The following is a 21,438-nucleotide window of genomic DNA, read 5'->3' on the forward strand; positions in this document are numbered from 1 at the left end:
CGCCAGGACAGCCCTTCCTCACGCAGCAGGCGGCAGATGAAATCGTGATCGGATTCACGGTACTGCAGGCAGTAGCTGCGCGGCGGCAACGGGCCGGACAACACGAACTCCAGCGCCTGGCCGGCGGCGAACACCGGATTGATTGCCGCGTGCTCGGCAAAGATCTGCCGCACCATGGCCTCCACCGACAAGTCCTGAAACACCCGCGAGGTCTGGCGCAGCCGCAGCAGCGCGAACGGCGGCTCGACGGTCAGCGCGTACCTGGCGAAGCCGCCATCGCTGCCCAGCGCCTCGGCAGCGCTGACCATGCCGCAGCGGAGGCTCTCGCTGCCGTCGGCGCCGGCGATGCCGAGCCGCACCGGCAAACCCAGCAGCGTCTTCAGTTCGATGCTATCGCTGGCGGACAGGCACTCGACACGGAAGCGGTAGTCGCCGGCCAGCGCCTCCTCGCCGCTGAGTGTCAGCGGCAGCAGCGTCTCGCCCCAGCGCTGACCGTCGCCCAGTTGCAGGGTGAGCAGGCGCTGGTCCTGGTTGAAGGCGGACGCGAAGCTGGCGAGCAGGTCGGGGAGGTTCATCAGCCCTGCACCTTGTAAACGTTGGAAGACAGTTGCAGGGTGGCGTCAAAGCTCACCGGTGGACGGTGCGGGTGCACTTTCAGCACCGCATCCACCCGGAAACGCAGGTGCCGCTCCAGCTCGCGCGGCGCATCCAGGTTCACCCGTACCCGCGACAGGCGTGGCTCGTGGATTTCGATGGCGCGGCGCAGTTGTTCGCGCAGCAGCTCGCGGTCGTCCGGGTTGAGCAGGCTGATGCCGCTGAGGTCGGGGATGCCGTATTGCAGCATGCTGTCGTTGGCCAGGGTATGCGCGTCGAACAGCGCCGGCTGCGACATCACCCGGGTGTTAAGCAGCGATTCCAGGTCACGCGCCAGCGCACGGCGGAACTGCGGCAGCTCGTACTGCAGCGGGTCGGCACCGTGGCTGATGTCGGGCTGGTCGTCCAGCAGGCGATCCAGTACCGATGGCAGGATACGGGTATGCCGCAAGCCGTTGGGTTGCATGATCTAGATGCCGAACAGTGTGTGCAGTTGGCGACCCAGCAACCAGTGGTAGGTGCCCCAGATGGCGGCCGCAGCCAGCGCCAGCAGCGCGAAGTACAGCCACAGCGGCAGCTCGTGGCGCACAAAGGCCTGGAAGCGCTGCGGCAGCTGCCAGCTGGGAGCGAAGTCAGCCTTGCCACCGCGCACCTGCTGGATTTCCTGACCCAGCTTGTGGGTGAGGTAGCCGAGCTTTTCCTCGCCTTCCAGCAGGTAGCGGCCCTGGAAGCCCAACAGCAGGCAGGTGTAGTACACCTCCAGCTCCTCGATATGCCTGGCCGGGTCCAGCCGCAGCTGTTCCAGACGGTTGAAGAAGCCCTCGCCGGCCAGGTGCTCGCCGAACAGGCGCAGCTGCAGCGGCATGCGCTCCCATTCGTCGCGCAGTGCGAAATCGGACGCCAGCACAATCTCGTCCAGCAGTGCGCAGAATGCATACTTGGACTGGCCGATGGCCTCGTGCGATTTGCCGAAGTTGCGCGCATTGCGTTCGTACTGCTGCAGGAACTGGTCGATGCGGCGGTTGAATTCCACGCTGCTGCCCGGCGTGTTGCCATCTTTCAGCAGGAACAGCAGGTAGACGCCGTCTTCCAGCATTTCGCGCAGGCTGGGGCCGCTGGCGGCGACGGCGATGGTGGCGGTTTGCTCGGCGGGGGTTGCGGCAGCTTGACTCATGTTGGCCTCAGCGGAAAACGGCGATCAGTTCCAGGTTCAGCCCGGACAGGGTTTGCGGCACGTAGATGCAGATGCTGCGCGATTGCAGCATGCGGGCGTAGATGTCGCCCTGCGGCTGCAGCGCAAAGTAGTGATTGCCCACCCGCACCGGCATGGCGGACGGGGTCTGGGCGGCATGGCTCAACGCCACGCCGCGCATGGCGGAGTTGAGGATCTTCTCGACATCGTCCGGCGCACCGATCTTGAACTTGAGCGGCACGTTGTCTAGGATCTGGGCCGCCGGCTGCTCGCTCTGTACCGACAGGTAGAAGTCGACGTTGTCGAGGAAGCGGTCGCTCTCCAGCCGGCCGATGAAGAAGGACGGCTTGGGCGAATGCAGCGGTATCACCGCGTAGCGCGCCGAGATCACCGTCTCCAGCAGTTCGCGGATTTGCAGATCCAGCGTGGCAAACACCCGGTGCAGGTCTTCGTGCTGATAGGCCGGGATGTCGGCCAGTGCGTAGCGGGTGGAGAAGGTCTGCAACTCGCCGCAGAACTCGGCCAGCGCCATGTACAGCTCTTCCGGGTGCAGCGGGCTGCTCAGCGACAGGTGGCGCAAACGGGCGAAGTTGCGGTTGACGGTATGCAGCAGCCAGAAGGCAGAAATATCGCTGGCACCGTACTCCATCACGCTGCGCGCCTTTTCGCGCTGCGCGCCGGCCAGTGCCTGGCTTTTCACCAGCAGGATGTCCAGCAGGCGGCGCAGCAGCTGCGGCAGTTTGCCGGTGGCCGCAATGCCCAGCAGCGGCGGCAGGTGATCTTCCGCCTGCTGCCACTGTCCGGTGGCGTCCTTCTGCAAGCGGCACAGCGCGATCGCTTCGTAGCCGTCGCGGTTTTCTTCCTCGAACATCAGCCGCACGTCCGGCTCCAGCACGGCGACATCGGCTGGCAGCGCCTGGGTGTACAGGTCGGCCAGCTCGCTGCTGTCTCCCTGGTAGCGGCACGGGCGCCCCGCCGACTCACCGCTGCGGGTGTTGCCACCGTAGGGCTGCATGTCGGCCAGGCAGGCGTACAGCGTGGTGACCACGCCCAACTGCGGCACGGAGGCCAGATCCCGCGACAGCGGCAACGGCGCCGATTGCGGCGCCTGGTAGCAGGTACCGTCGCGGAACAGCAGGCCCAGCGCATCCACGCGCACCATGCCGCCCTTGAGCGCCTGCTCGTCCAGGCCCAGTTGCTGCACACCCCAGGCATGCCGGCTCAGCAGTTGCTGGCGCAGTACGGCATCCTGCTCAAGAAACAGCGATTGCTGCTGAAAATGCTGCGGGCGCAGGAACATGCCCTCGCCCCACAGCACGCGTTTGGCTGCTTGCATCGTCACATCCATCCAATGGCCTTGCGGCCAACCATTCAATTCACCACGACCGGGCGCTACGCCCCGCCTAGCGGCAATCCGCCTGCGGCATTACCGGCTGGCCCGGCATCGGCCTGGCCGGCGGCATCAACGCACGCAGGTAGCAATCCTCGGCGCGGAACAGCAAGCCCACGCGCCGTACGTCATCGGCCTTGTACAGCAGCCGCCAGAACTGGCGATCCGGCTGGCGGAACATACCTACCAGGCCGATGTGCGTCGCCTCCGGCGCCACCGTCAGGCTCCCTATCCCCGCCTTGCCGCCCGGCAGCAGCGTCAGCTCCTGGGAAGACAGCAGATCCGGCGCCAGCAAGTCCTTGTCCGACTTGCCCGCCATCAGTGCCTCCATGGTCAGGCGGTTGAACGCCTGATCCGACTTCAACTGGTAGACACGCACCACCACCGACAGCGGCTTGCCCTGCGCGTCCTTGTTCAGCATGGCGGCGGCTTCGCCGCCGACCAGCACCGGGCCGTTGCTGGCACAGCCGGCAAGCAGCAGTAACGGCATCAGCCAGCTTGTGGCTGGCAGCCAGCCGGGCAGCCGGCTGTTGAGGGTGTGCAGCAGCATTTGTGTGGGCGCCTCTGGAAAACATGCCAAAGTCGTATCATAATTGAAAAGCATTTTTTCTACAAAGATCACAAAAATACATAATTTTTATAGAAAAATTAAAAATTCAAAATAGCATTACAAAGTCATTGCATGGGTTGAGAAAAAATGTGGTCACCATTCATGGCCCTGTACCTGGCACCGGGCATCTGCCTGCTGCTGGTTGGCCTGATTTCCTGGATTGGCATTCGCTATTTCAGGAAAAATACTGTTGAAATTGAAGAGAGTATGCCAGAAACGGGCCAAGCCGGTGGCATCAGCGGCGCCAGCACGCCGCCAGTGATGCAACCCGCTGCCAGCGTTGCAGCCACAACATACCATGTGGCACACAAACCCAAAAAAATCATAAAAAAATACCTTGTCATTGCCAGAATACCGCTGGTATCGCTATCTTTGGCAGCCGTTTCGGTAGTAATGGTGCTCAATTTAAGTAGCAGGCATGAATCCTCAGAATTCATACCTAACGAATATTCACATAGTTCCAGGATCAAGCTCACGCTGCAGGAAGAGGAACTGGTACCGCCACCGCCCCTGCCACCTGAAGCGTTCCGCGATGCCATCAACGAGCAGCCGCGCCTGAGCGGGGCCGATCGCGACTGGAGCCGGCTGGAGCCGGCCTTCGTGCAAACCGTGTTGCGCGTGATGGCGAAGATGGAAGCCCGCGGTTTCCCCATGACGCTGCTGGAGGGCTACCGCAGCCCGGAACGGCAGGATGCGCTGGCCGGACAGGCCACGCTGGTCACCAAGGCCAAGGGGGGGCAGAGCAAGCACCAGTACGGGCTGGCGGTGGATCTGGCGCCGGTACGCAACGGCAAGGTGGTGATTTCGGAGCGCGACGCGTGGGCCATGCAGGCCTATCAGGCGCTGGGCGAGGAAGCCGGCGCCGCCGCATTGACGTGGGGCGGCAACTGGAGCTTCAAGGATTACGGACACATCGAGCGCAGCGGCTCACTGAAGCAGTTGCTGTCGGCAAGCAACAAACCAACAGGAAGGTGAACGAGGTGGTGAAAAAGGGTTGGCGTCAACATGCCAAGGTGGCTTCAGCGATCGGATTTCTGATCCTGATTGTCCTGGTATGGTTTCTCGGGGAATGGATGGGGCTGGCAACGGCGGAAGCGCGCCTGGGCTGCATCATCGCCATCATGCTGCTGTGGGTGGCGAGCCTGCTGATCGGCCAGCTGCTGGCCCGTCGCGCCAGCGGCTTGCTGGAAAAAATGCTGCGTCAGCAGGCGGACGATGCCGTCATTCATGCCGGCTCGGAAAAGCGCGCCGAGGTTACCCTGCTGCGCCAGCGCCTGCTGGGTGCCATCGATACGCTGAAGAAGTCCAAGCTGGGCAACAACGGCGGTGGCGCAGCGCTGTACGAGCTGCCCTGGTACATGATCATCGGCCACCCGGCCGCCGGCAAAAGCTCTGCCATCCTGCAATCCGGCCTGACCTTCCCGTTCAGCGACAAGAGCGGCATCCAGGGTGTGGGCGGCACCCGCAACTGCGACTGGTTCTTCTCCACCGAAGGCGTGCTGCTCGACACCGCCGGCCGCTACGCCACGCAGAGCGAAGACCGTGGCGAATGGCTGGCCTTCCTCAAGCTGCTGAAAAAGCACCGCCCCAAGGCGCCGGTCAACGGCATTCTGGTTGCCATCAGCCTGCCGGAACTGGCACAGCATCACAGCGAAGGCTTTGCCCTCTACGTGCGCCAGGTGCGCGAGCGCATTCACGAAGTCTGCAACACTTTCGGCCAGCATGTGCCCATCTACCTGGTGTTCACCAAGCTGGACTTGCTGGGCGGCTTCGCCGAGTTCTTCCAGGACATGCCGGAAGCAGAGCGCGACCGCGTCTGGGGCTGCACCCTGACTGCCAATCAGGGCAATGGCTTCGATGCCGGCAATGTGGCCAACCAGCAGTTCGAACTGCTGTACCGCGGCCTGGTACAGGCCGGTGAAGAAAAACTGCTGCAATACCGTGGCGACCTGGTGCGCCCGGCCCACTTTGCCTTCCCCATCGAGTTCCACGGTCTGAAAGAGGCGGTGACCAAGTTCATCACCCTGCTGTACGAGGAAGACCCCTACCACGCCCGCCCGCTGCTGCGCGGCTTCTACTTCACCAGCGCCCTGCAGGAAGGCACGCCGCGCATCGTGGCCGCCGGCCGCGTGCAGGGACAGTTCGACCTGGCGCCGTCGCAGCGCGACAAGCAGCAGGTGCCGGCCTCCTACAGCTTCTTCCTGGGCGATTTGTTTCGCAAAGTGCTGTTCCCAGACCAGCACCTGATTTCCCGCCAGGGTGCCCACGACGGCAGCCGCTGGCGCATGGCTGCCATGGCCCTGGGCGTGCTGAGCCTGTGTGCGCTGGCAGGGCTGTGGAGCTGGTCCTACATCGGCAACCAGCAGCTGCTGGCGGACATCAGCAAGGAGCGCATCAACGCGCGCAAACTGGCCGGCTCGGGCCAGCTGTATGACCGCCTGCGCGCACTGCAGCAGGTACAAACCCGCCTGGAACAACTGCAGGCTTACCGCCAGGACGGCGCGCCCTGGCAGATCGGCGTGGGCCTGTACCAGGGCAACGAACTGGAAACGGCGCTGCGCAACGAGTATTTCGCCGGCGTGAAGTTGCTGATGCTCACCCCGATCCAGCGCAACCTGGAAACCACCCTGCTGGCACTGGATCAGACCCAACCGGTCCCCGCGCCGACGCCGACACCTGCCCCGGCGGTAGTAGCCAAACCGGCAGCCCCGCCGGCTCCGGTACCGGCCAAGCCGCGCCCCAAGCTGCGCCCGCGAGCGCCGGGCCAGTCCTTGCCCAATATCCAGATCGGTGCGCTGGACGATGGTCTGCGAGCCCGCCCGGTAGCGCTTGCGGCCAACGATTACAGCGCCCGCCAGGCTGCCTGGTGGCGCCATGCAGCCCGTCCGGTAGCCACCAGCAGGCAGGCAGATGGCTACGCGCTGCGCCCGGCCAGCTGGAACCCGGCGGCGGCGCAGAGCAAGGCGCAGCAAGTGGTAACCGACACCATGGGAGCCAGCCGCAACCTGCCGGCCGGCAGCAGCACGCCAAGCAACCCGCAAGGTGCTGCCGCGCCGGCGGCTGCCGCCAAAGCGCCACAGCTGGACGCCAGCTACAACGCGCTGAAAACCTATCTGATGCTGTACCAGCCGCAACGCATGGAGCCGGCCCACCTGGCCGACCAGCTGCCACGCTACTGGCGTCCCTATCTGGAAGCGCAGCGCGGCCAGTACAGCAACGATGAAGTGATGGCGGTGGCGGAAAAACTGCTGGCGTTCTACATCAGCCAGATCAAGGCGCCGGACCTGCCGCTGATCACGCCCAACCTGCGCGTGGTCACCCAGGCGCGTGACGTGCTGCGCGGCTCCTTCAAGCGCATGTCGGCCGAGGAACGCGTGTTCAACGAAATCCGCGCCCGCGCCAACACCCGCTATGCCCCGCTGACCGTGGCCCGCATCCTGAACAACCGCGACCTCGACATCATGGCCGGCAGCCAGATGGTGGAAGGCGCCTTTACCCGCGAAGCCTGGGATCAATACGTCAAGGCTGCCATCAGCGAGGCCAGCAAGGGCGAGATCCGCAGCGACGACTGGGTGCTGGCTGCCAGCAGCCAGGACAACCTGGGGAAGGATGGCGACGGCGAGAAGAACCGCGTGGCGCTGGAAGCCATGTACCGCGCTGCCTACAGCGCCAGCTGGAAGAAATTCCTGCAGGGCGTCACCGTGCGCGACTTCACCTCCCCGGCACAATCGGCATCGGCCATGACCCGTCTGGCCGACCGCGAAAACTCGCCGATCAAGCTGATCCTGACGCGTGCCGCCACCGAGACGGCATGGGACAACCCGTCTGAACTCAACCGCTCGCTGGAAAACGCCAAGCAATCGGTGCTGGAGAAAACCGCCAGCCTGCTGACCGGCGGCGGCAGCGGCGAGGCCAAGAATAACGGCAAGCAATATGGCGAAGTCGGCCAGCAGTTTGCCGGCGTGGCCCTGCTGGTGAAGGGCGACAATGCGCCGCTCAACGGCTACCTCGACCAGCTGGCCAAGCTCAAGGCCAAGCTGGGTGCCATTGCCAGCACCGACGAGCCGGGCGCACTGGCCCGCTCCACCTTGCAGGCCACCTTCAACAACAGCGGTTCCGAGCTGGCCGACAGCATCGGCTATGTCGACAACGCGCTGCTGGCGCAAAGTACGCCAGACACCGTCAGCATGGTGCGCCCGATGCTGGTACGCCCGCTGAGCGGCGCCTACAGCGCCCTGCTCGGCCCGGTGAGCACCGACATCAACCAGGCCTGGGCCGCCGAGGTACTGCCGCAGTGGCGCCAGCTGGCTGCCAAATACCCGTTCAGCGAATCCGGCAATACCGCCTCCATCGCCGAGATTAACCGCTTCCTGAAAGCCAATGACGGCACGCTGGATCGCTTCATCAACAAATACCTGGCCGGCCTGGTGCAAAAACGCGGCGACGAGCTGGTACCGCGCGCCTGGGGTGCGTTGGGCATCAAGTTCAACCCGGCCTTCCTCAGCAGCGTCAGCAGCCTGAACGCGCTGGCCAACGGCCAGCTGCAGGATGGCGACGGGCTGCGCTTCGAGCTGCAGCCACAGCCCACTCCCGGCCTGTCGGAAATCGTGTTCGACATCGATGGCCAGGAGCTGCGCTACCGCAACGGCCCGCAAGCCTGGCAGCCATTCACCTGGAACGGCAACAGCCAGAGTGCCGGCGCGCGCATCCAGGTGCTCAGCTACAACGGCGCCAGCAGCGTGGTGGCCAACTACGCCGGCGGCATGGGACTGATGCGCCTGCTGGCCAGCGCCAAGGTGCTGCAGGACGGCCCGGATGGCACGTTGCTGGCCTGGCCGCTGCGCAAGGCGGAAGGCGAGGCCCAGACCGTACGCATCAACTTCCGGGTACTCAGTGGCGTGAACCCGCTGCAGCTGACCCGCCTCAACAAACTGACGTTGCCCGAGCGCGTGACGTTGTAACCGGGAATGACGGCCTTGAGCTTCACTTTCAAACGCACCCAGGAAGTCGCCGCCGCTTACTGCATCTTCGGCAAGCTGCCGCGGCGCGCCGACTTCATCCGCATCAATGCCACCCATCCGGCGGCGGCACAGCTGGACCAGCTGCTGGCGGACAGCATCAGCCTGCTGTCCGCCGATGCCGACGCCATCGCACGCTACCGCATCATGCCCGGCTCCTGCTTTGTGCTGCGCAGCCGCGACCGTGCCTGGCTGTCGCTGGGCGTGATCCAGCCCAGCCACGATGAAAGCGGCCGAAACTTCCCGCTGGTGGCCGCCACCCAGCTGCCGGCAACCTTGGCGCTGCCGCCGCTGGCGGTGCTGCTGCTGGCCGGCGAACTGTACTTCTCCGGGCTGAAGGAACAGCTGACCAGCGCCATCGACAACTCGGTGGAAATGCTGGCCTGCCGCCAGTTCCTCGAGGCGCAGTCGCTGTTTGGCGCCGCCTCCAGCGATGACGTGGCGCTGGCCGAACAGCTGCTGGGCCACCACCTGGCCACCACCGCGGCACAGCAACTGAACAGCCTGCTCGCCCGCCTGCAGGGGCAATCGCTGGAAGCCACCCTGCTGGCCTTCATCTTCCACAGCCAGATGCAACGTCGCTTCCACGACAGCCTGTGCGCGCAGACCTACCTGTTGCCACTGCCGGCCGCCGATGGCGAGGACGTGTTGGCCGCAGCCACCTGGCTGTCGCTGTACCAGGCCGCGGCCGGCACGCAGGACGCCGACGATGCGCAATGCCTGCTGATCAACCGCCCGGAAGGCCGCTTCCTGGCGCTGCAGCCACGCTCACCGGACGCGCACATCGTGGCGCAGTGCTGGGGCGAGCCGCTGAACGCGCGCTACGTGGTGGACATCGCCGACGAGCAGGCACCGTGGCGCCGCCACCAGTCCTATGCCGAGGCCAGCTACATCCTGGGCCGCCGCCTGAACGACCCCGGCCTCAACCTTGCGCAGTTGCGCGACCTGGTCGCCAGCCTTGCCCGCAGCATCGCCTGACACCGTTCAACCCTGACAGACCGTCTTTTTCGAGAGCCAAACCATGAGCAAAGAAAGCACCCAGAAAAAACTGTCGCGGGTTCGCCCGCCCCGCGTGCAGATCACCTACGACGTCGAGATCGGCGACGCCATCGAAACCAAGGAACTGCCCTTCGTGCTGGGCGTGCTGGGCGACTACTCCGGCCACAGCAAGAACCCGCTGCCCAAGATGAAAGAGCGCAAGTTCGTGCAGATCGACCGCGACAACTTCGACGAAGTGCTCAAGGGCATGGCGCCGCGGCTGGCCATCAAGGTGGGCAACAAACTGCAGGAAGACGGCAGCCAGCTGGCCATGGAGCTGAACTTCAACCAGCTGGCCGACTTCGAGCCGCAGAACGTGGTGTCGCAGGTCGAACCGCTCAAACAACTGCTGGATGCCCGCACCCGCCTGGCCGATCTGCGCAACAAGCTGGCCGGCAACGACAAACTGGAAGAGCTGCTGGATGAAGTGCTGCGCGACACCGAAAAGCTGCGCCAGATCAGCCAGTCCGCCAACAGCGAAAACACCGGGGAGTAAACCATGAGCAGCACGCAACAATTGGAAGCCGCGGCCAACCCCGGCGCACAGGAAGCCAGCAGCCTGCTGGACAGCATCATCGAACAGAGCCGCATCGCCACCAACGACAGCGAGAAAGGCCACACTCGCGACCTGATCGGCGAGCTGGTGGCCCAGGTGCTGGAAGGCAGCGTAACGATATCGCGCGATCTGTCCGCCAGCATCGATGCCCGCATCGCCGAGCTGGACGCCCTGCTGTCCGCCCAGCTCAATGAGGTGATGCACCACGCCGAGTTCCAGAAGCTGGAATCCTCCTGGCGCGGTCTGAAATACCTGGTGATGGAGTCGGAAACCAGCACCATGCTGAAGATCAAGGTGCTCAACGCCAGCAAGAAGGATCTGGTCAAAGACTTCAAGGCCTCGCCGGAGTTCGACCAGAGCGCCCTGTTCAAGAAGATCTACGAGGAGGAGTACGGCACCTTCGGCGGCGCGCCCTATGCCGCGCTGGTGGGCGACTACGAATTCACCCGCCACCCGGAGGACTTCTACCTGCTGGACGAGCTGTCCCACGTTGCCGCCTCGGCGCATGCCCCGCTGATCACCGCGGCCGCCCCCGGCCTGTTCGGCCTGGAAAGCTTCACCGACATCGGCAAACCACGCGACCTGGCCAAGATCTTCGACACCGTCGAATACGCCAAGTGGAAATCGTTCCGCGAATCGGAAGACTCCCGCTACGTGGGCATGGTGCTGCCGCACGTGCTGGGCCGCCTGCCCTATGGCCGAGACAACGTGCCGGTGGAGGCCTTCGACTTCGAGGAAAACGTTGACGGCAGCCACCACGGCAAATACCTGTGGACCAATGCCGCCTACGCCTACGCCGCGCGACTGACCGACGCCTTCGCCCAATTCGGCTGGCTGGCCGCCATCCGCGGCGTGGAAGGCGGCGGCTTGGTGGAAGGGCTGCCGGCGCACACCTTCAAGACCGACGATGGCGAAGTGGCACTGAAATGCCCCACTGAAGTGGCCATCACCGACCGCACCGAAAAACTGCTGTCCGACCTGGGGCTGATCTCGCTGGTGCACTGCAAGAACACCGACTACGCCGCCTTCTTCAGCGGCCAGTCGGTACAGAAGGCCAAGACCTACAACACCGATGCGGCCAACGCCAACGCGCGCCTGTCCACCCAGCTGCCCTACATCTTCGCGGTATCCCGCATCGCGCATTACATGAAATCCATCATGCGCGACAAGATCGGCAGTTTCGCCTCGCGCCAGAACGTGCAGGACTTCCTCAACACCTGGCTGGCGCAATACGTCCTGCTGGACGACTCCGCCAGCCAGGAAGCCAAGGCCAAGTACCCGTTGCGCGAAGCCCGCGTCGACGTGGTGGAGGTGCCGGGCAAACCCGGCGTCTACCGCGCCGCCGCCTTCCTGCGCCCGCACTTCCAGCTGGACGAACTCACCATTTCCCTGCGTTTGGTTGCCGAGCTGCCGCAGCCGGCTGGCTAACGCCTGTCGCCCGCACGGCAGCTGCTTGCGCAGTCGCCGTAGCTGGCACGTGTTCAGGAAGCTCTGCTTCCTTTTTATTACCCTAGGAGAATCCAAATGGCATTTGACGCCTTTCTGAAAATCGACGGCATCCCGGGCGAAAGCACCGACGACCAGCACAAGGACTGGATCGAGATCCAGTCCTTCTCCCACCTGATCGAACAGCCGGCCCAGGCCACCGCCAGCTCCGCCGGCGGTGCCACCGCCGAGCGCGTCAACCACGGTGTGTACGAGATCACCCACTTCCTGGACAAGGCCAGCCCGAAGATCTACGAAGCGTGCTGCACCGGCAAACACATCAAGGATGTCACCATCGAACTGTGCCGTGCCGGTGGCGACAAGGTGAAGTACATGGAAATCAAGATGGAACAAGTCCTGATCTCCAAGGTTGAGCCAAGCGGTTCCGCCAACGATGCCGGCTTCCCCGGCGAACAGGTGAGCTTCAGCTACGGCAAGATCAAGTGGACCTACACCCAGCAGAAACGTGCCGACGGCGCCGGTGGCGGTAACGTCAGCGCCGGCTGGGACCTGACTGCCAACAAAGTAATCGCCTAAGCCGTGTTGCCGGCCGGTGCCACGGCTTCGCCGCGGTGCCGGCCCAGAAGGAGTGCCCACATGCTCTACCGTTTTACCCTCCTCGCCGCCTGCAGCTTGCTGCTGGGCTGCGCCAACACCCGCAAACCCGTCACGCCGCCCATCGACCCCGCTACCGCACAAGCGCAAGAGAGCCGGGCCATTGCGGTGAAAGTGGCCGCCGGCGTGGAACAGGCCACCGCCAAGGTGGTAGAAGCCACCGGCAACAAGAGCGTTGTCAGCGACCCCACTCTGGTGCCATTCGACAAGATGAGCGCCAAGCTCACCCCCATTACCGAACAGCAAGTACGCGCGCTGGCTCCGGCGCTGGTGATTGCCAAGCAGATCATCGTTACCGGCTACTGCGACCGCCGCGAAGTGGGCAACGCCCCCGCCGCCGCCAAGGCCCGCGCCGAAACCGTCAAGAAACTACTGGTGGACAACGGCATTGCGGCCAACCGCATCGTTACCAAGATCGAGACCCAGCAGCGGCTGCATGCCGTGCGCGTCACCTTCAGCGGTTAACCCCCCGAGCCGCCCGCCCGCGGCGTCAGGCTGTGGCAGCCGCCACGGGCGGAGCAGCCTGGCACGTAGTCGGTGGTGGGCACGGCGCGGCCAACAGACCTCCCTGCGAGTCTTGGCTGGCGCCAAGACAGTTATGACAACTCAGACGGCGAGCCATGCTGCGTTTGCATGAAAAAACCACATGGCTGCCGGGGTTTGTTAATAAATGTTACTTGATAGCAAACAGTGGCCCAGCCTTCTGGTGGTATAAATGGAAGTTTAAATATTGCTGTATCAAATCCTGATGGCCGATCCCGGCCTCATGAAGGAAATATCATGCAAGCAACGCCAGAACGACCAACCGACACCCACTCCGACACCGACATGGGTCCGCAACAGCCCGCGGCGCAGCCGCGTCATCTGCACGCGGTGCCAGAACGCAGCGGCAACCAGCGCTACCAGTATTACACCGAGCGCGACATGACCCGCATCCTCACCAACCTGGACACCCTGCGGCGCGAAGCGTTTGCCGGCAACCAGGACGAAGGTCTGGACAGTTATGAGCGGCCGTTCCCGTCGGTATGCCTGATTGGTCTTGGCCGTTGCGGCTCGAACATTGCGCTGGACGTGGCCACCCTGGTGTACAACGCGCGCAAGTTCTACCTGAATGAATTCGGCAATGAAGAGAAGCCCAGCAGCGAGCAGGACTTCCGTCCGCGGCGCTGGATCAAGCGCACGCTGCTGTCGCCGCAGAAAACGCAGAAACCGGCGTTCCTGATCGAGCCGATGGTGATGCTGGGCGACCTGGACAAGGACATCAAGGGTCGCATCCGCTTCTCGCATCGTGGCGAACAGGGCGCCTTCCTGAACGACTACAGTAAGATGCGCATCATGGATCTGGCCGAGGTGCATGCCGGCGGGGCCGGTAACGCGCCGATCCTCGGCCAGTATCTGGCCAAGATCATCCTCAACAAGGACACCCAGAGCTTCTCCGACGAAGACTGGAAGCTGATCCACGCCTACCTGATCGACTCCTGCGGCATCCGCGCCAACCAGTCGCGGCTGTACTTCTACATCTTCAGCGCCGGCGGCGGTACCGGCTCCGGCATGGCCAGCGAGTTCGGCCTGGCGCAGCAGTATGCCTATATGAGCAAGACCTTCGAGACCCGCGTCGAGCCGGAAGGCAGCAGCAGCGGCGACGAACAGGGCTTCGTGTTCGAGCCGATCTTCACCAGCGGCATCTGCATCCTGCCGAATATTTCCGGCCAACATGTGGAAGGCTCGGAAGCGCTGCATATCAACGCCGGCCGCCTGCTGTGCAAATACCTGTCCGAAGAGTGGGACTTCTCCTACAACTTCGACAACGAGGAAGCCGGTGCCGAAAGCGTGATGCGCCGCATCCGCCCGTGGAACGCCATGATGCTGATCTCCAACGACATCATGCGCTACGCCGAGGAAACCGATAAGGGCAGCATCGAAGACCTGGACGTGAACGCCATGGAGCGCCACGCCAACCAGTACATCTCGCAGCAGATCTTCAACATCCTCACCGCCCAGGCGGTGACCACCGACTACGACGAGAACTACTTCCACCGCGCCGGCATCGACATCGGCGAGACCATCCGCCTCGATGCCAACGACCTGTTCATGAGCCTGGCCGGTCCGGTGGCGGTGGCGTACGCCGAATCGGTGGTCGGCGACCCACTGGACGTGAACAGCAGCAGCAAGTTCAATATCGACGACCTGTTCTTCCGCTCCATCGACCTGCCGCACTTCAACCCGGTAACGCAGGCGATCGAGGGCATCAGCCTGCTGCCGATCGAATCCGACCGCTACCGCACCGCGCTGAACGAGTACAAGGAATCCGGCTACGACCCGGCCAAGCTCAACGAGCTGTTCTTCTTCCGCAACTGCTCGTCGGTGGTGGCCATCCTGTCGCTGCCCAAGGGCTACAAGCTGTCCTATATGGACCTGAACCGCCTGAAGCAGCACCTGAACGGCCTGTTCCCCAGCACCACGCTGAAGCGCTACGCGCTGGTGATCGGCGCCTCGGCCAACCTGTCGCTGACCACGCTGGTGGCCAAGAGCCCGTGCCTGAGCGACGATTTCCTGACGCTGATCGTCGCCTACATCAAGCGCTGCTTCGCCCGCGGCGGCTACCGCTACAACGACACGCTGGACAACGCCATCCTAGAGCTGATCACCGCCGAGCGCTTTGACGAGTCGCGGCTGGAGGAGCTGCTGGACGAGTTCGAGAACCCGGCCAAGATCCTAGACACCAACTGGTTCGCCATCAAGCCGATGTACGAGAAGAAGTACCGCGAGCTGATCCGCGATCCGAAGAAGTTCGTGTCGATCAACGATATCCGCCTGACGCGCCATCACGTGCAGAAGGCCATCTGCTATCTGCGCGAGATCTACCGCCACCGCATCGGCAAGACCCGCGTGGTGTCGCTGAACGCCTACGCCGATCGCCACCCGCCGCTGCCACACGATTGATCGCCACCCGGCCTTGACGCCCCGCGCTGCGGGGCGTTTCATTTTGAAACAGCAAGCGCCTTGCCGCTGCCGCAACGACAAGGCCATACTCGCGTTTTAAACCGGAGAGTGGCGATGACTCACAAGATCCTGTTCGTCGAAGACGACGCCGAGCTGGCACAGCTGATGCAGGGCTTTCTGGCCCGCCACGACCTGGAGGTGGTGATCGAGCCGCGTGGCGACACCGCCCATGCCGCGCTGCTGCGCGAACAGCCGGACCTGCTGCTGCTGGACATCATGCTGCCGGGCAAGGACGGCCTGACGCTGTGCCGCGAAATCCGTCCGGAATTTGCCGGCCCGATCGTGATCCTCACCTCGCTGGACAGCGACATCAACCAGATTCTGGGGCTGGAGCTGGGCGCCAACGACTACGTGCTGAAGACCACCCCGCCGGCAGTGTTGGCCGCACGCCTGCGCGCACAACTGCGCCAGCACGAGCAGCGTCAGGGCGGCAGCACGGAAGCGGAGGGCGAGCAGTTGCTGGTGTTCGGCCAACTGCGCATCGATGCGCGCAGCCGCGAAGTGCTGCTGGCCGGGCAGCGCATCACGCTGTCCACCACCGATTTCGACCTGCTGTGGCAGCTGGCCAGCCACGCCGGCGAAGTGCAGGACCGCGACACGCTGCTGCGCGTGATGCGCGGCCTGAGCTACGACGGGCTGGATCGCAGCATCGACATCGCCGTGTCGCGGCTGCGCAAGAAGCTGGGCGACGACCCGGCGGCCCCGGCGCGCATCAAGACGGTGCGCAACAAGGGCTACCTGTTCTCGCCGGCCGGCTGGTAAGCCATGCGCAAGCTGTTCATCCAGTTCTATCTGCTGCTGATCGTCAGCTTCCTGCTGGCGGTGATGCTGGCCGGCCTGGTGTACAAGCAGGTGGCGGAAAAAACCGGCGACCGCGCGTTGGCCGACCTGCTGAAAACTTCGCTGACCCTGATCGAGTACAAGCTGGATGGCATCCCGCAGGCGCAGTGGCCGCAAGCGTTGCGCAGTCTGGACCGCGAGCTGGGCTTTAATGTTGCCATGCAGCGCATGGAAGAGCTGCCCATCGACAACACCACCCTGCACGCGCTGCGCGAAGGCGATATCGTGATGCTGGAGGATGACGATATCTTCCTGCAACGCATTGGCAAATCTCCCTATGCGCTGGTGGCCGGGCCGATGAGCTACCTGGTGTTCCTGCACGAGCTGCGCTGGTTCGACTATGCGTTGCTGGCGCTGATCGGCCTGTCGCTGGCGATTCCGGTGCTGCTGTGGATGCGGCCGCACTGGAACGAGCTGATGCAGCTGGAACGCAGCGCCAAGCAACTGAGCGAAGGCGAGTTTTCCGCCCGCGTGCAGCTGCCGCCACGCTCCGGGTTGCAACCGCTGGCGCAGGGCTTCAACCGCATGGCCGGCAACGTGGAGCGACTACTGGAAAGCAAGCAGACGCTGATCAACGCGGTGGCGCACGAGCTGCGCACCCCGCTGGCGCGGCTGCGCTACCGCTTGGCGCTGCTGGACATCGATGCGGCCAACCCGGCGCACGCCGGCATCGAGCGCGACCTGAACAGCGTCGGCGCGCTGATCGACGAATTGTTGCTGCATGCGCGCCTGTCACGCCCCGACCTGCCATTGCAACTGCAAGAGCTGCAGCCACAAGCCTGGCTGCAACAGCGGTTGGAGGACATTGCCGAGCTGTACCCGGAGCTGCGTTGCAATCTGCAAATAGAGCAGGCATCGGTCACCGCGGACAGCGTGCTGCTGGCGCGGGCGATGGACAACCTGATCGGCAACGCCGCCCGCTACGCCCGCAAGCAACTGCGGGTACGGCTGTATGCCGCCGATGGCTGGCAGTATTTCAGCGTGGAGGACGATGGCCCCGGCATCCCTGCCGATGACCGCCAACGCGTGCTGGAGCCGTTTGTACGCCTGGACCCGAGCCGCGACCGCGCCGAGGGCGGCCACGGCCTGGGGCTGGCCATCGTGCAGCAGATCATGCTGGCGCATCAGGGGCGAGTGGAAATCGCCGACAGCCCGCTGGGCGGTGCCGCATTCACGCTATGTTGGCCGCAGTTACAAGCCGTTACATCAGCGAACAAACCCTAACAGACAGCGGCTGCGCCACGCCCCTATGATGGTCCTCAGTCGTCGCGTGACGACGCCTGCTCTCCAAATTACTCGGGATTACCCAATCATGAAAAAACTGACTCTGATCGCTGCTGGCCTGGCATTCGCTGTTGCTGCTTCCTCCGGTTTCGCCGCTACCAAGCCGGCCGCTGCTGCTTCCGCTCCGGCTGCTGCTGCTCCGGCTAAGAAAGTAGAAAAGAAAGCCGCTAAGAAAGTGGTTAAGGCCAAGGCCACCAAGAAAGCTGCTTCCGCTGCCAAGTAATCGCAGCCAGCAGTAAACAAAACGGGCGCCAGCGGCGCCCGTTTTGCATTGTCCGCCCACCTTGGGCAGCGACCGGTCAGCCGGCCAGTGCGGCACGCTGCAGCGCCAGCAGTTCGCCGATGCCCTGCTCTGCCAGTGCCAGCAGGCTGTTCATTTCCGCCCGGCTGAACGGTGCACCCTCGGCGGTGCCCTGCACCTCGACAAAATGGCCGGCACCGGTCATCACCACGTTCATGTCGGTTTCGCAGCCGGAATCTTCCACGTAGTCCAGATCCAGCAGCGGCACGCCGGCCACAATGCCCACCGACACCGCCGCCACCTGGTCGCGCAGCGGGCTGGCGGCCAACTTGCCGTCCGCCAGCAGCTTGGCGATGGCATCGGCCAGCGCCACGTAGGCACCGGTAATGCTGGCGGTACGGGTGCCGCCATCGGCCTGGATCACGTCACAGTCGATCAGCACCTGGCGCTCGCCCAGCTTGTCCAGGTCGATAACCGCGCGCAGGCTGCGGCCGATCAGGCGCTGGATTTCCTGGGTGCGGCCGGACTGCTTGCCGCTAGCGGCCTCGCGGCGCATGCGGCTGCCGGTGGAGCGCGGCAGCATGCCGTATTCAGCAGTAACCCAGCCCTGGCCCTTGCCCTTCAGGAACGGCGGCACGGTTTCCTCCACCGAGGCGGTGCAGATCACCTTGGTATCGCCGAACTCCACCAGCACTGAGCCTTCGGCATGCCGGGTGTAATGACGGGTAAGACGCACGGTACGCAGGGCATCGGCAGCACGGTCGCTGGATCGCATGGCAGGAACTCCAAGGCAAAAGGAAGGCATTCTAGCGCAAAGCCGGGCGCAGGCCGTGCGGCAGCGGCAACTGGTCGAAGCCGGCGCGCGATACGTACAGACTGTCGACATAGCCATCGCGGCTGCCGACGACATCGTCTTCGCCCAGCAGAGTCACGGCAATGCCGGTCAGATTGTCCCGCCCGGCACCGGCGCGCTTCTCCACCACGTTCATCAACGCCGGCAACACCAGCTGCGGCTCGCGGCCGTGGAAGATGCGGGTGATCTCCTCGTCCAGCAGCGGCCCCCACAGGCCATCGGAGCACAGCAGCAGCGTTTCGTTACCCTGCAGCGGAATCGGCTCGCTGACCTCGATCTCCGGGTCGATCATCGCCCCCAGACAGTTATAGATATGGTTGCGCCCCGGGTAGGTCTGCGCGTCCTTCTCGCTCAGCTGGCCGCTTTCGATCAGCCGCTGCACCTGGCTGTGGTCGCGGGTGCGATAGCGCAGCCGGTCGCCCTGCAGCAGATATAACCGCGAGTCGCCGGCGTGCACCACGTACAGCTTGCCGTCCTGCACCAACCCGGCCACCAGCGTGGTGCTGGGCACTTCGTGCAGCCGATTCTGCAGCGCCTGCGCCAGGATCGCCTCGTGCGCCTCGGCCATCACCCGCTGCAGGAAGGCCGCCGGGCGCAGCAGCTGCGGGTGGGCGGAACGACGGAAGTTTTCCAGAAACACATCGACGGCGATCTGCGCCGCCACCTCGCCATACTCGCGCCCGCCCATGCCGTCGGCCACCACCAGCAGCAGCGACTGCGCCGACCAGATGGCGCCGTGGCGGTCTTCATTGTGTTCGCGCCCGCCGACGCGGGATTCGCTGGCAATGGCAAATTTCATCCGGCTTTCTTCCCCCCCAGCACGGCCAACCAGCGCCGCCAGCGCTTGCCGGCAGGCGGCAGCTCCTGGTAGCTGCCCAGCAGCTGCTCGCGCACCACGCCCAGGCTGCGCGGGCGCGCCTGCGGTGCCGGCGCCAGACACTGCTCGACCAGCTGCAGCAATTGCGGCGAATAGCGCCCGGCCAGCAGCCGCGTCGCCGGCGGCAGCGTGTCCTGCCGCAGCCGCAGGTTGGCCGCAGGCAGGCGGCCGCCGCCCATGGCGAGGTACATGCTGGCGCCCAGCCCGTAGATATCGGTCCACACCCCCAGCGGCTCGCCATTGTTGTACTGCTCCGGGGCGGCGAAACCGGGGGTGATCATCGCGGAGGCAAAGTGACTCTCATGCGCCACCTGCCGCGCGGTGCCGAAATCCAGCAGCATCGGCGAGCCGTTGCGCCGCAAATAGATATTGCCCGGCTTGATGTCCAGGTGCAGCAGGTGCTGCTTGTGCACTTCACCCAGGCCGGCGATCAGCTCGGCAAACAGCTTGCGCAGCCTGGCCTCCGGCATGCTGCCTTCGCTCAGTTCCAGCTCGCGCGCCAGCGAACGGCCATCGGCGTACTCCATCACCATGTACACCGTCTGGTTGGCACGGAAGAAATTGCTCACCCGCACCACGTTGGGGTGATGAATGCCGGCCAGCACGCGCGCTTCTTCGAAAAAGCACTTCAGCCCGAGCTTGAACACCTCGCGGTCCAGCTCGTTCAACACGGTGACGTCGCCGGCATCGCTGCGGCCAACCATGTCGCGCGGCAGGTACTCCTTGATCGCGTACTTGCGGTCATGGTCGTCCAGCGCCAGGTACACCTCGCTGAAGCCGCCGGAGCTGAGCACCCGCACGATGGTATAACCCTCCAGCCGGCAGCCGGGGACGAGAGAACGTGACTTGGATTGTGTACTGTCCATTGTTATAGTGTGCCCGCCCCGGAATCATGACTGCGATTCGGGGTCGTATCCCTTTAAAAACGCCATTCTGGAGCCCCCGATGATTCTCAGCATGACAGGCTTTGCCTCTACCACCCGCGAGTTTCCGGGTGGACTGATGTCCATCGAAGTACGTGCCGTCAACCACCGCTATCTCGACGTGCAGATGCGCCTGCCCGAGGAGCTGCGCAGTATTGAACCACAACTGCGCGAACTGATCGCCAGCCGCGTCACCCGCGGCAAGGTGGAGTGCCGCATCGGCCTGAATCAGACCGCCGACGACACCCCGCAACTGGAACTGAACCGCGACACCGTTGCGCGCCTGCTGGCCGTCTGCCAGGAAGTGCGCGAGCTGGCCCCGGGCATCCGCGACCTGGGCATGGGCGAAGTGCTGCGCTGGCCCGGCGCGCTCAAATCCAACTCGCTGCCGCCGGAAGCGCTGCAGCAACTCTGTATCGACGGCCTGGGCGTGGTACTTGAAGATTTTCGCGCCACCCGCGGCCGCGAAGGTCACAAGCTGTCCACCATCCTGCTGGACCGTATCAGCGGCATGGACGCCATCGTCGCCGCGGTCAAGCCCAAGCTGCCGCAAATCCTGGAAGCCTACCGCAACAAGCTGGCCAGCCGTTTGCAGGAGGCGCTGGGCAATGTCGATGACGACCGCCTGAAGCAGGAGTTCGCCCTGTTCGCGCAGAAGATCGACGTGGACGAGGAGCTGGAACGCCTCAGCACCCACCTGGCCGAAGTGCGCCGCATCCTGAAAACCGGCGGCCAGGTCGGCAAGCGCCTGGACTTCCTGATGCAGGAGCTGAACCGCGAAGCCAACACCCTGGGTTCCAAGTCGGTATCCACCGACACCACCCAGGCCTCGGTGGAGCTGAAAGTGCTGATCGAACAGATGCGCGAACAGATTCAGAACGTAGAATAATTCCCGCTTACGCGCAATGCCGTGCCGCAG

20 protein-coding genes are annotated in these 21,438 nt (G+C 64.2%); 12 read left to right on the top strand and 8 right to left on the bottom strand.

What is annotated here, in order from left to right; all coding sequences use genetic code 11:
* The 5 genes from ACFOLG_RS07225 to tssJ all read right to left on the bottom strand — a co-directional run.
* Positions 1 to 575: type VI secretion system Vgr family protein (locus ACFOLG_RS07225; protein WP_386090133.1), on the bottom strand; the 575-nt coding region annotated here is incomplete at its 3' end.
* Positions 575 to 1,060: a type VI secretion system baseplate subunit TssE gene (tssE, locus tag ACFOLG_RS07230; protein WP_386090135.1), complete on the bottom strand. Its 486-nt coding sequence runs from the start codon at positions 1,058 to 1,060 to the stop codon at positions 575 to 577. The genes ACFOLG_RS07225 and tssE, both read right to left, overlap by 1 nt.
* A 3-nt stretch (positions 1,061 to 1,063) precedes the next feature.
* On the bottom strand, positions 1,064 to 1,768 hold the full coding sequence (gene icmH / locus ACFOLG_RS07235; protein ID WP_386090137.1) for a type IVB secretion system protein IcmH/DotU: 705 nt from the start codon (positions 1,766 to 1,768) through the stop codon (positions 1,064 to 1,066).
* A 7-nt stretch (positions 1,769 to 1,775) separates the two neighbouring features.
* Entirely contained in the window at positions 1,776 to 3,122 is a 1,347-nt protein-coding gene (gene tssK, locus ACFOLG_RS07240) for a type VI secretion system baseplate subunit TssK (RefSeq protein ID WP_386090139.1), read from the bottom strand.
* 67 nt (positions 3,123 to 3,189) lie between these two features.
* The gene (gene tssJ, locus ACFOLG_RS07245; protein ID WP_386090141.1) at positions 3,190 to 3,726 is read right to left on the bottom strand and encodes a type VI secretion system lipoprotein TssJ; all 537 of its coding nucleotides are present in this window, start codon (positions 3,724 to 3,726) and stop codon (positions 3,190 to 3,192) included.
* A 162-nt stretch (positions 3,727 to 3,888) separates the two neighbouring features.
* On the opposite strand from tssJ, the gene ACFOLG_RS07250 reads away from it, so the two are divergent.
* The 11 genes from ACFOLG_RS07250 to ACFOLG_RS07300 all read left to right on the top strand — a co-directional run bounded on the left by ACFOLG_RS07250 (position 3,889) and on the right by ACFOLG_RS07300 (position 17,848).
* A complete protein-coding gene (locus tag ACFOLG_RS07250) occupies positions 3,889 to 4,761 on the top strand; it encodes a M15 family metallopeptidase (RefSeq protein ID WP_386090143.1) in 873 nt (290 codons plus the stop codon).
* 98 nt (positions 4,762 to 4,859) lie between these two features.
* Positions 4,860 to 8,747, top strand: a complete 3,888-nt coding sequence (tssM, locus tag ACFOLG_RS07255; protein WP_386090146.1) for a type VI secretion system membrane subunit TssM — start codon at positions 4,860 to 4,862, stop codon at positions 8,745 to 8,747.
* A gap of 6 nt (positions 8,748 to 8,753) precedes the next feature.
* Positions 8,754 to 9,782, top strand: a complete 1,029-nt coding sequence (tagF, locus tag ACFOLG_RS07260) for a type VI secretion system-associated protein TagF (RefSeq protein WP_386090148.1) — start codon at positions 8,754 to 8,756, stop codon at positions 9,780 to 9,782.
* Positions 9,783 to 9,825: 43 nt separating this feature from the next.
* The gene (tssB, locus tag ACFOLG_RS07265) at positions 9,826 to 10,338 is read left to right on the top strand and encodes a type VI secretion system contractile sheath small subunit (protein ID WP_386090150.1); all 513 of its coding nucleotides are present in this window, start codon (positions 9,826 to 9,828) and stop codon (positions 10,336 to 10,338) included.
* 3 nt (positions 10,339 to 10,341) lie between these two features.
* Positions 10,342 to 11,826, top strand: a complete 1,485-nt coding sequence (tssC, locus tag ACFOLG_RS07270; RefSeq protein WP_386090152.1) for a type VI secretion system contractile sheath large subunit — start codon at positions 10,342 to 10,344, stop codon at positions 11,824 to 11,826.
* 96 nt (positions 11,827 to 11,922) lie between these two features.
* Complete coding sequence (locus ACFOLG_RS07275) at positions 11,923 to 12,420, top strand: Hcp family type VI secretion system effector (protein WP_386090155.1); 498 nt, start codon at positions 11,923 to 11,925, stop codon at positions 12,418 to 12,420.
* Positions 12,421 to 12,480: 60 nt separating this feature from the next.
* Positions 12,481 to 12,963: an OmpA family protein gene (locus ACFOLG_RS07280; RefSeq protein WP_386090157.1), complete on the top strand. Its 483-nt coding sequence runs from the start codon at positions 12,481 to 12,483 to the stop codon at positions 12,961 to 12,963.
* 315 nt (positions 12,964 to 13,278) lie between these two features.
* Positions 13,279 to 15,441: a hypothetical protein gene (locus ACFOLG_RS07285; protein ID WP_386090159.1), complete on the top strand. Its 2,163-nt coding sequence runs from the start codon at positions 13,279 to 13,281 to the stop codon at positions 15,439 to 15,441.
* Positions 15,442 to 15,555: 114 nt separating this feature from the next.
* Positions 15,556 to 16,263 carry a two-component system response regulator RstA gene (gene rstA, locus ACFOLG_RS07290; protein ID WP_386090161.1) on the top strand — a complete coding sequence of 236 codons (708 nt, stop codon included), beginning with the start codon at positions 15,556 to 15,558 and terminating at the stop codon, positions 16,261 to 16,263.
* A gap of 3 nt (positions 16,264 to 16,266) precedes the next feature.
* Positions 16,267 to 17,565, top strand: a complete 1,299-nt coding sequence (rstB, locus tag ACFOLG_RS07295) for a two-component system sensor histidine kinase RstB (protein ID WP_386090164.1) — start codon at positions 16,267 to 16,269, stop codon at positions 17,563 to 17,565.
* Positions 17,566 to 17,653: 88 nt separating this feature from the next.
* Positions 17,654 to 17,848, top strand: a complete 195-nt coding sequence (locus ACFOLG_RS07300; protein ID WP_349588665.1) for a hypothetical protein — start codon at positions 17,654 to 17,656, stop codon at positions 17,846 to 17,848.
* Between the two features lie 76 nt (positions 17,849 to 17,924).
* Here ACFOLG_RS07300 and rph read toward each other — a convergent pair whose 3' ends face one another.
* From rph to ACFOLG_RS07315, 3 genes are read right to left on the bottom strand one after another with little or no spacing between them, the layout of a single operon-like run.
* Entirely contained in the window at positions 17,925 to 18,641 is a 717-nt protein-coding gene (gene rph / locus ACFOLG_RS07305; RefSeq protein ID WP_386090166.1) for a ribonuclease PH, read from the bottom strand.
* Between the two features lie 31 nt (positions 18,642 to 18,672).
* A complete protein-coding gene (locus ACFOLG_RS07310) occupies positions 18,673 to 19,518 on the bottom strand; it encodes a PP2C family protein-serine/threonine phosphatase (RefSeq protein WP_386090168.1) in 846 nt (281 codons plus the stop codon).
* On the bottom strand, positions 19,515 to 20,462 hold the full coding sequence (locus ACFOLG_RS07315) for a serine/threonine-protein kinase (protein WP_386090170.1): 948 nt from the start codon (positions 20,460 to 20,462) through the stop codon (positions 19,515 to 19,517). The genes ACFOLG_RS07310 and ACFOLG_RS07315 overlap by 4 nt, the downstream gene beginning before the upstream one ends.
* Positions 20,463 to 20,541: 79 nt before the next feature.
* Between ACFOLG_RS07315 and ACFOLG_RS07320 the strand changes: the two genes are divergently transcribed.
* Complete coding sequence (locus ACFOLG_RS07320) at positions 20,542 to 21,408, top strand: YicC/YloC family endoribonuclease (protein WP_386090173.1); 867 nt, start codon at positions 20,542 to 20,544, stop codon at positions 21,406 to 21,408.
* The last annotated feature ends 30 nt before the right edge of the window (positions 21,409 to 21,438 follow it).

The sequence above is a fragment of the Vogesella facilis genome, assembly GCF_042648525.1.
GTDB classification, from domain to species: domain Bacteria; phylum Pseudomonadota; class Gammaproteobacteria; order Burkholderiales; family Chromobacteriaceae; genus Vogesella; species Vogesella facilis.

Coding starts and splice junctions, on each gene's coding strand:
- ACFOLG_RS07280 (WP_386090157.1), top strand. CDS start 12,481: ATGCTCTACCGTTTTACCCTCCTCGCCGCCTGCAGCTTGCTGCTGGGC.
- ACFOLG_RS07250 (WP_386090143.1), top strand. CDS start 3,889: ATGGCCCTGTACCTGGCACCGGGCATCTGCCTGCTGCTGGTTGGCCTG.
- ACFOLG_RS07310 (WP_386090168.1), bottom strand. CDS start 19,518: ATGAAATTTGCCATTGCCAGCGAATCCCGCGTCGGCGGGCGCGAACAC.
- ACFOLG_RS07275 (WP_386090155.1), top strand. CDS start 11,923: ATGGCATTTGACGCCTTTCTGAAAATCGACGGCATCCCGGGCGAAAGC.
- tssC (WP_386090152.1), top strand. CDS start 10,342: ATGAGCAGCACGCAACAATTGGAAGCCGCGGCCAACCCCGGCGCACAG.
- tssE (WP_386090135.1), bottom strand. CDS start 1,060: ATGCAACCCAACGGCTTGCGGCATACCCGTATCCTGCCATCGGTACTG.
- ACFOLG_RS07315 (WP_386090170.1), bottom strand. CDS start 20,462: ATGGACAGTACACAATCCAAGTCACGTTCTCTCGTCCCCGGCTGCCGG.
- ACFOLG_RS07285 (WP_386090159.1), top strand. CDS start 13,279: ATGCAAGCAACGCCAGAACGACCAACCGACACCCACTCCGACACCGAC.
- tagF (WP_386090148.1), top strand. CDS start 8,754: ATGACGGCCTTGAGCTTCACTTTCAAACGCACCCAGGAAGTCGCCGCC.
- tssJ (WP_386090141.1), bottom strand. CDS start 3,726: ATGCTGCTGCACACCCTCAACAGCCGGCTGCCCGGCTGGCTGCCAGCC.
- icmH (WP_386090137.1), bottom strand. CDS start 1,768: ATGAGTCAAGCTGCCGCAACCCCCGCCGAGCAAACCGCCACCATCGCC.
- rstA (WP_386090161.1), top strand. CDS start 15,556: ATGACTCACAAGATCCTGTTCGTCGAAGACGACGCCGAGCTGGCACAG.
- tssB (WP_386090150.1), top strand. CDS start 9,826: ATGAGCAAAGAAAGCACCCAGAAAAAACTGTCGCGGGTTCGCCCGCCC.
- rstB (WP_386090164.1), top strand. CDS start 16,267: ATGCGCAAGCTGTTCATCCAGTTCTATCTGCTGCTGATCGTCAGCTTC.
- ACFOLG_RS07320 (WP_386090173.1), top strand. CDS start 20,542: ATGATTCTCAGCATGACAGGCTTTGCCTCTACCACCCGCGAGTTTCCG.
- rph (WP_386090166.1), bottom strand. CDS start 18,641: ATGCGATCCAGCGACCGTGCTGCCGATGCCCTGCGTACCGTGCGTCTT.
- tssM (WP_386090146.1), top strand. CDS start 4,860: ATGGGGCTGGCAACGGCGGAAGCGCGCCTGGGCTGCATCATCGCCATC.
- tssK (WP_386090139.1), bottom strand. CDS start 3,122: ATGCAAGCAGCCAAACGCGTGCTGTGGGGCGAGGGCATGTTCCTGCGC.
- ACFOLG_RS07300 (WP_349588665.1), top strand. CDS start 17,654: ATGAAAAAACTGACTCTGATCGCTGCTGGCCTGGCATTCGCTGTTGCT.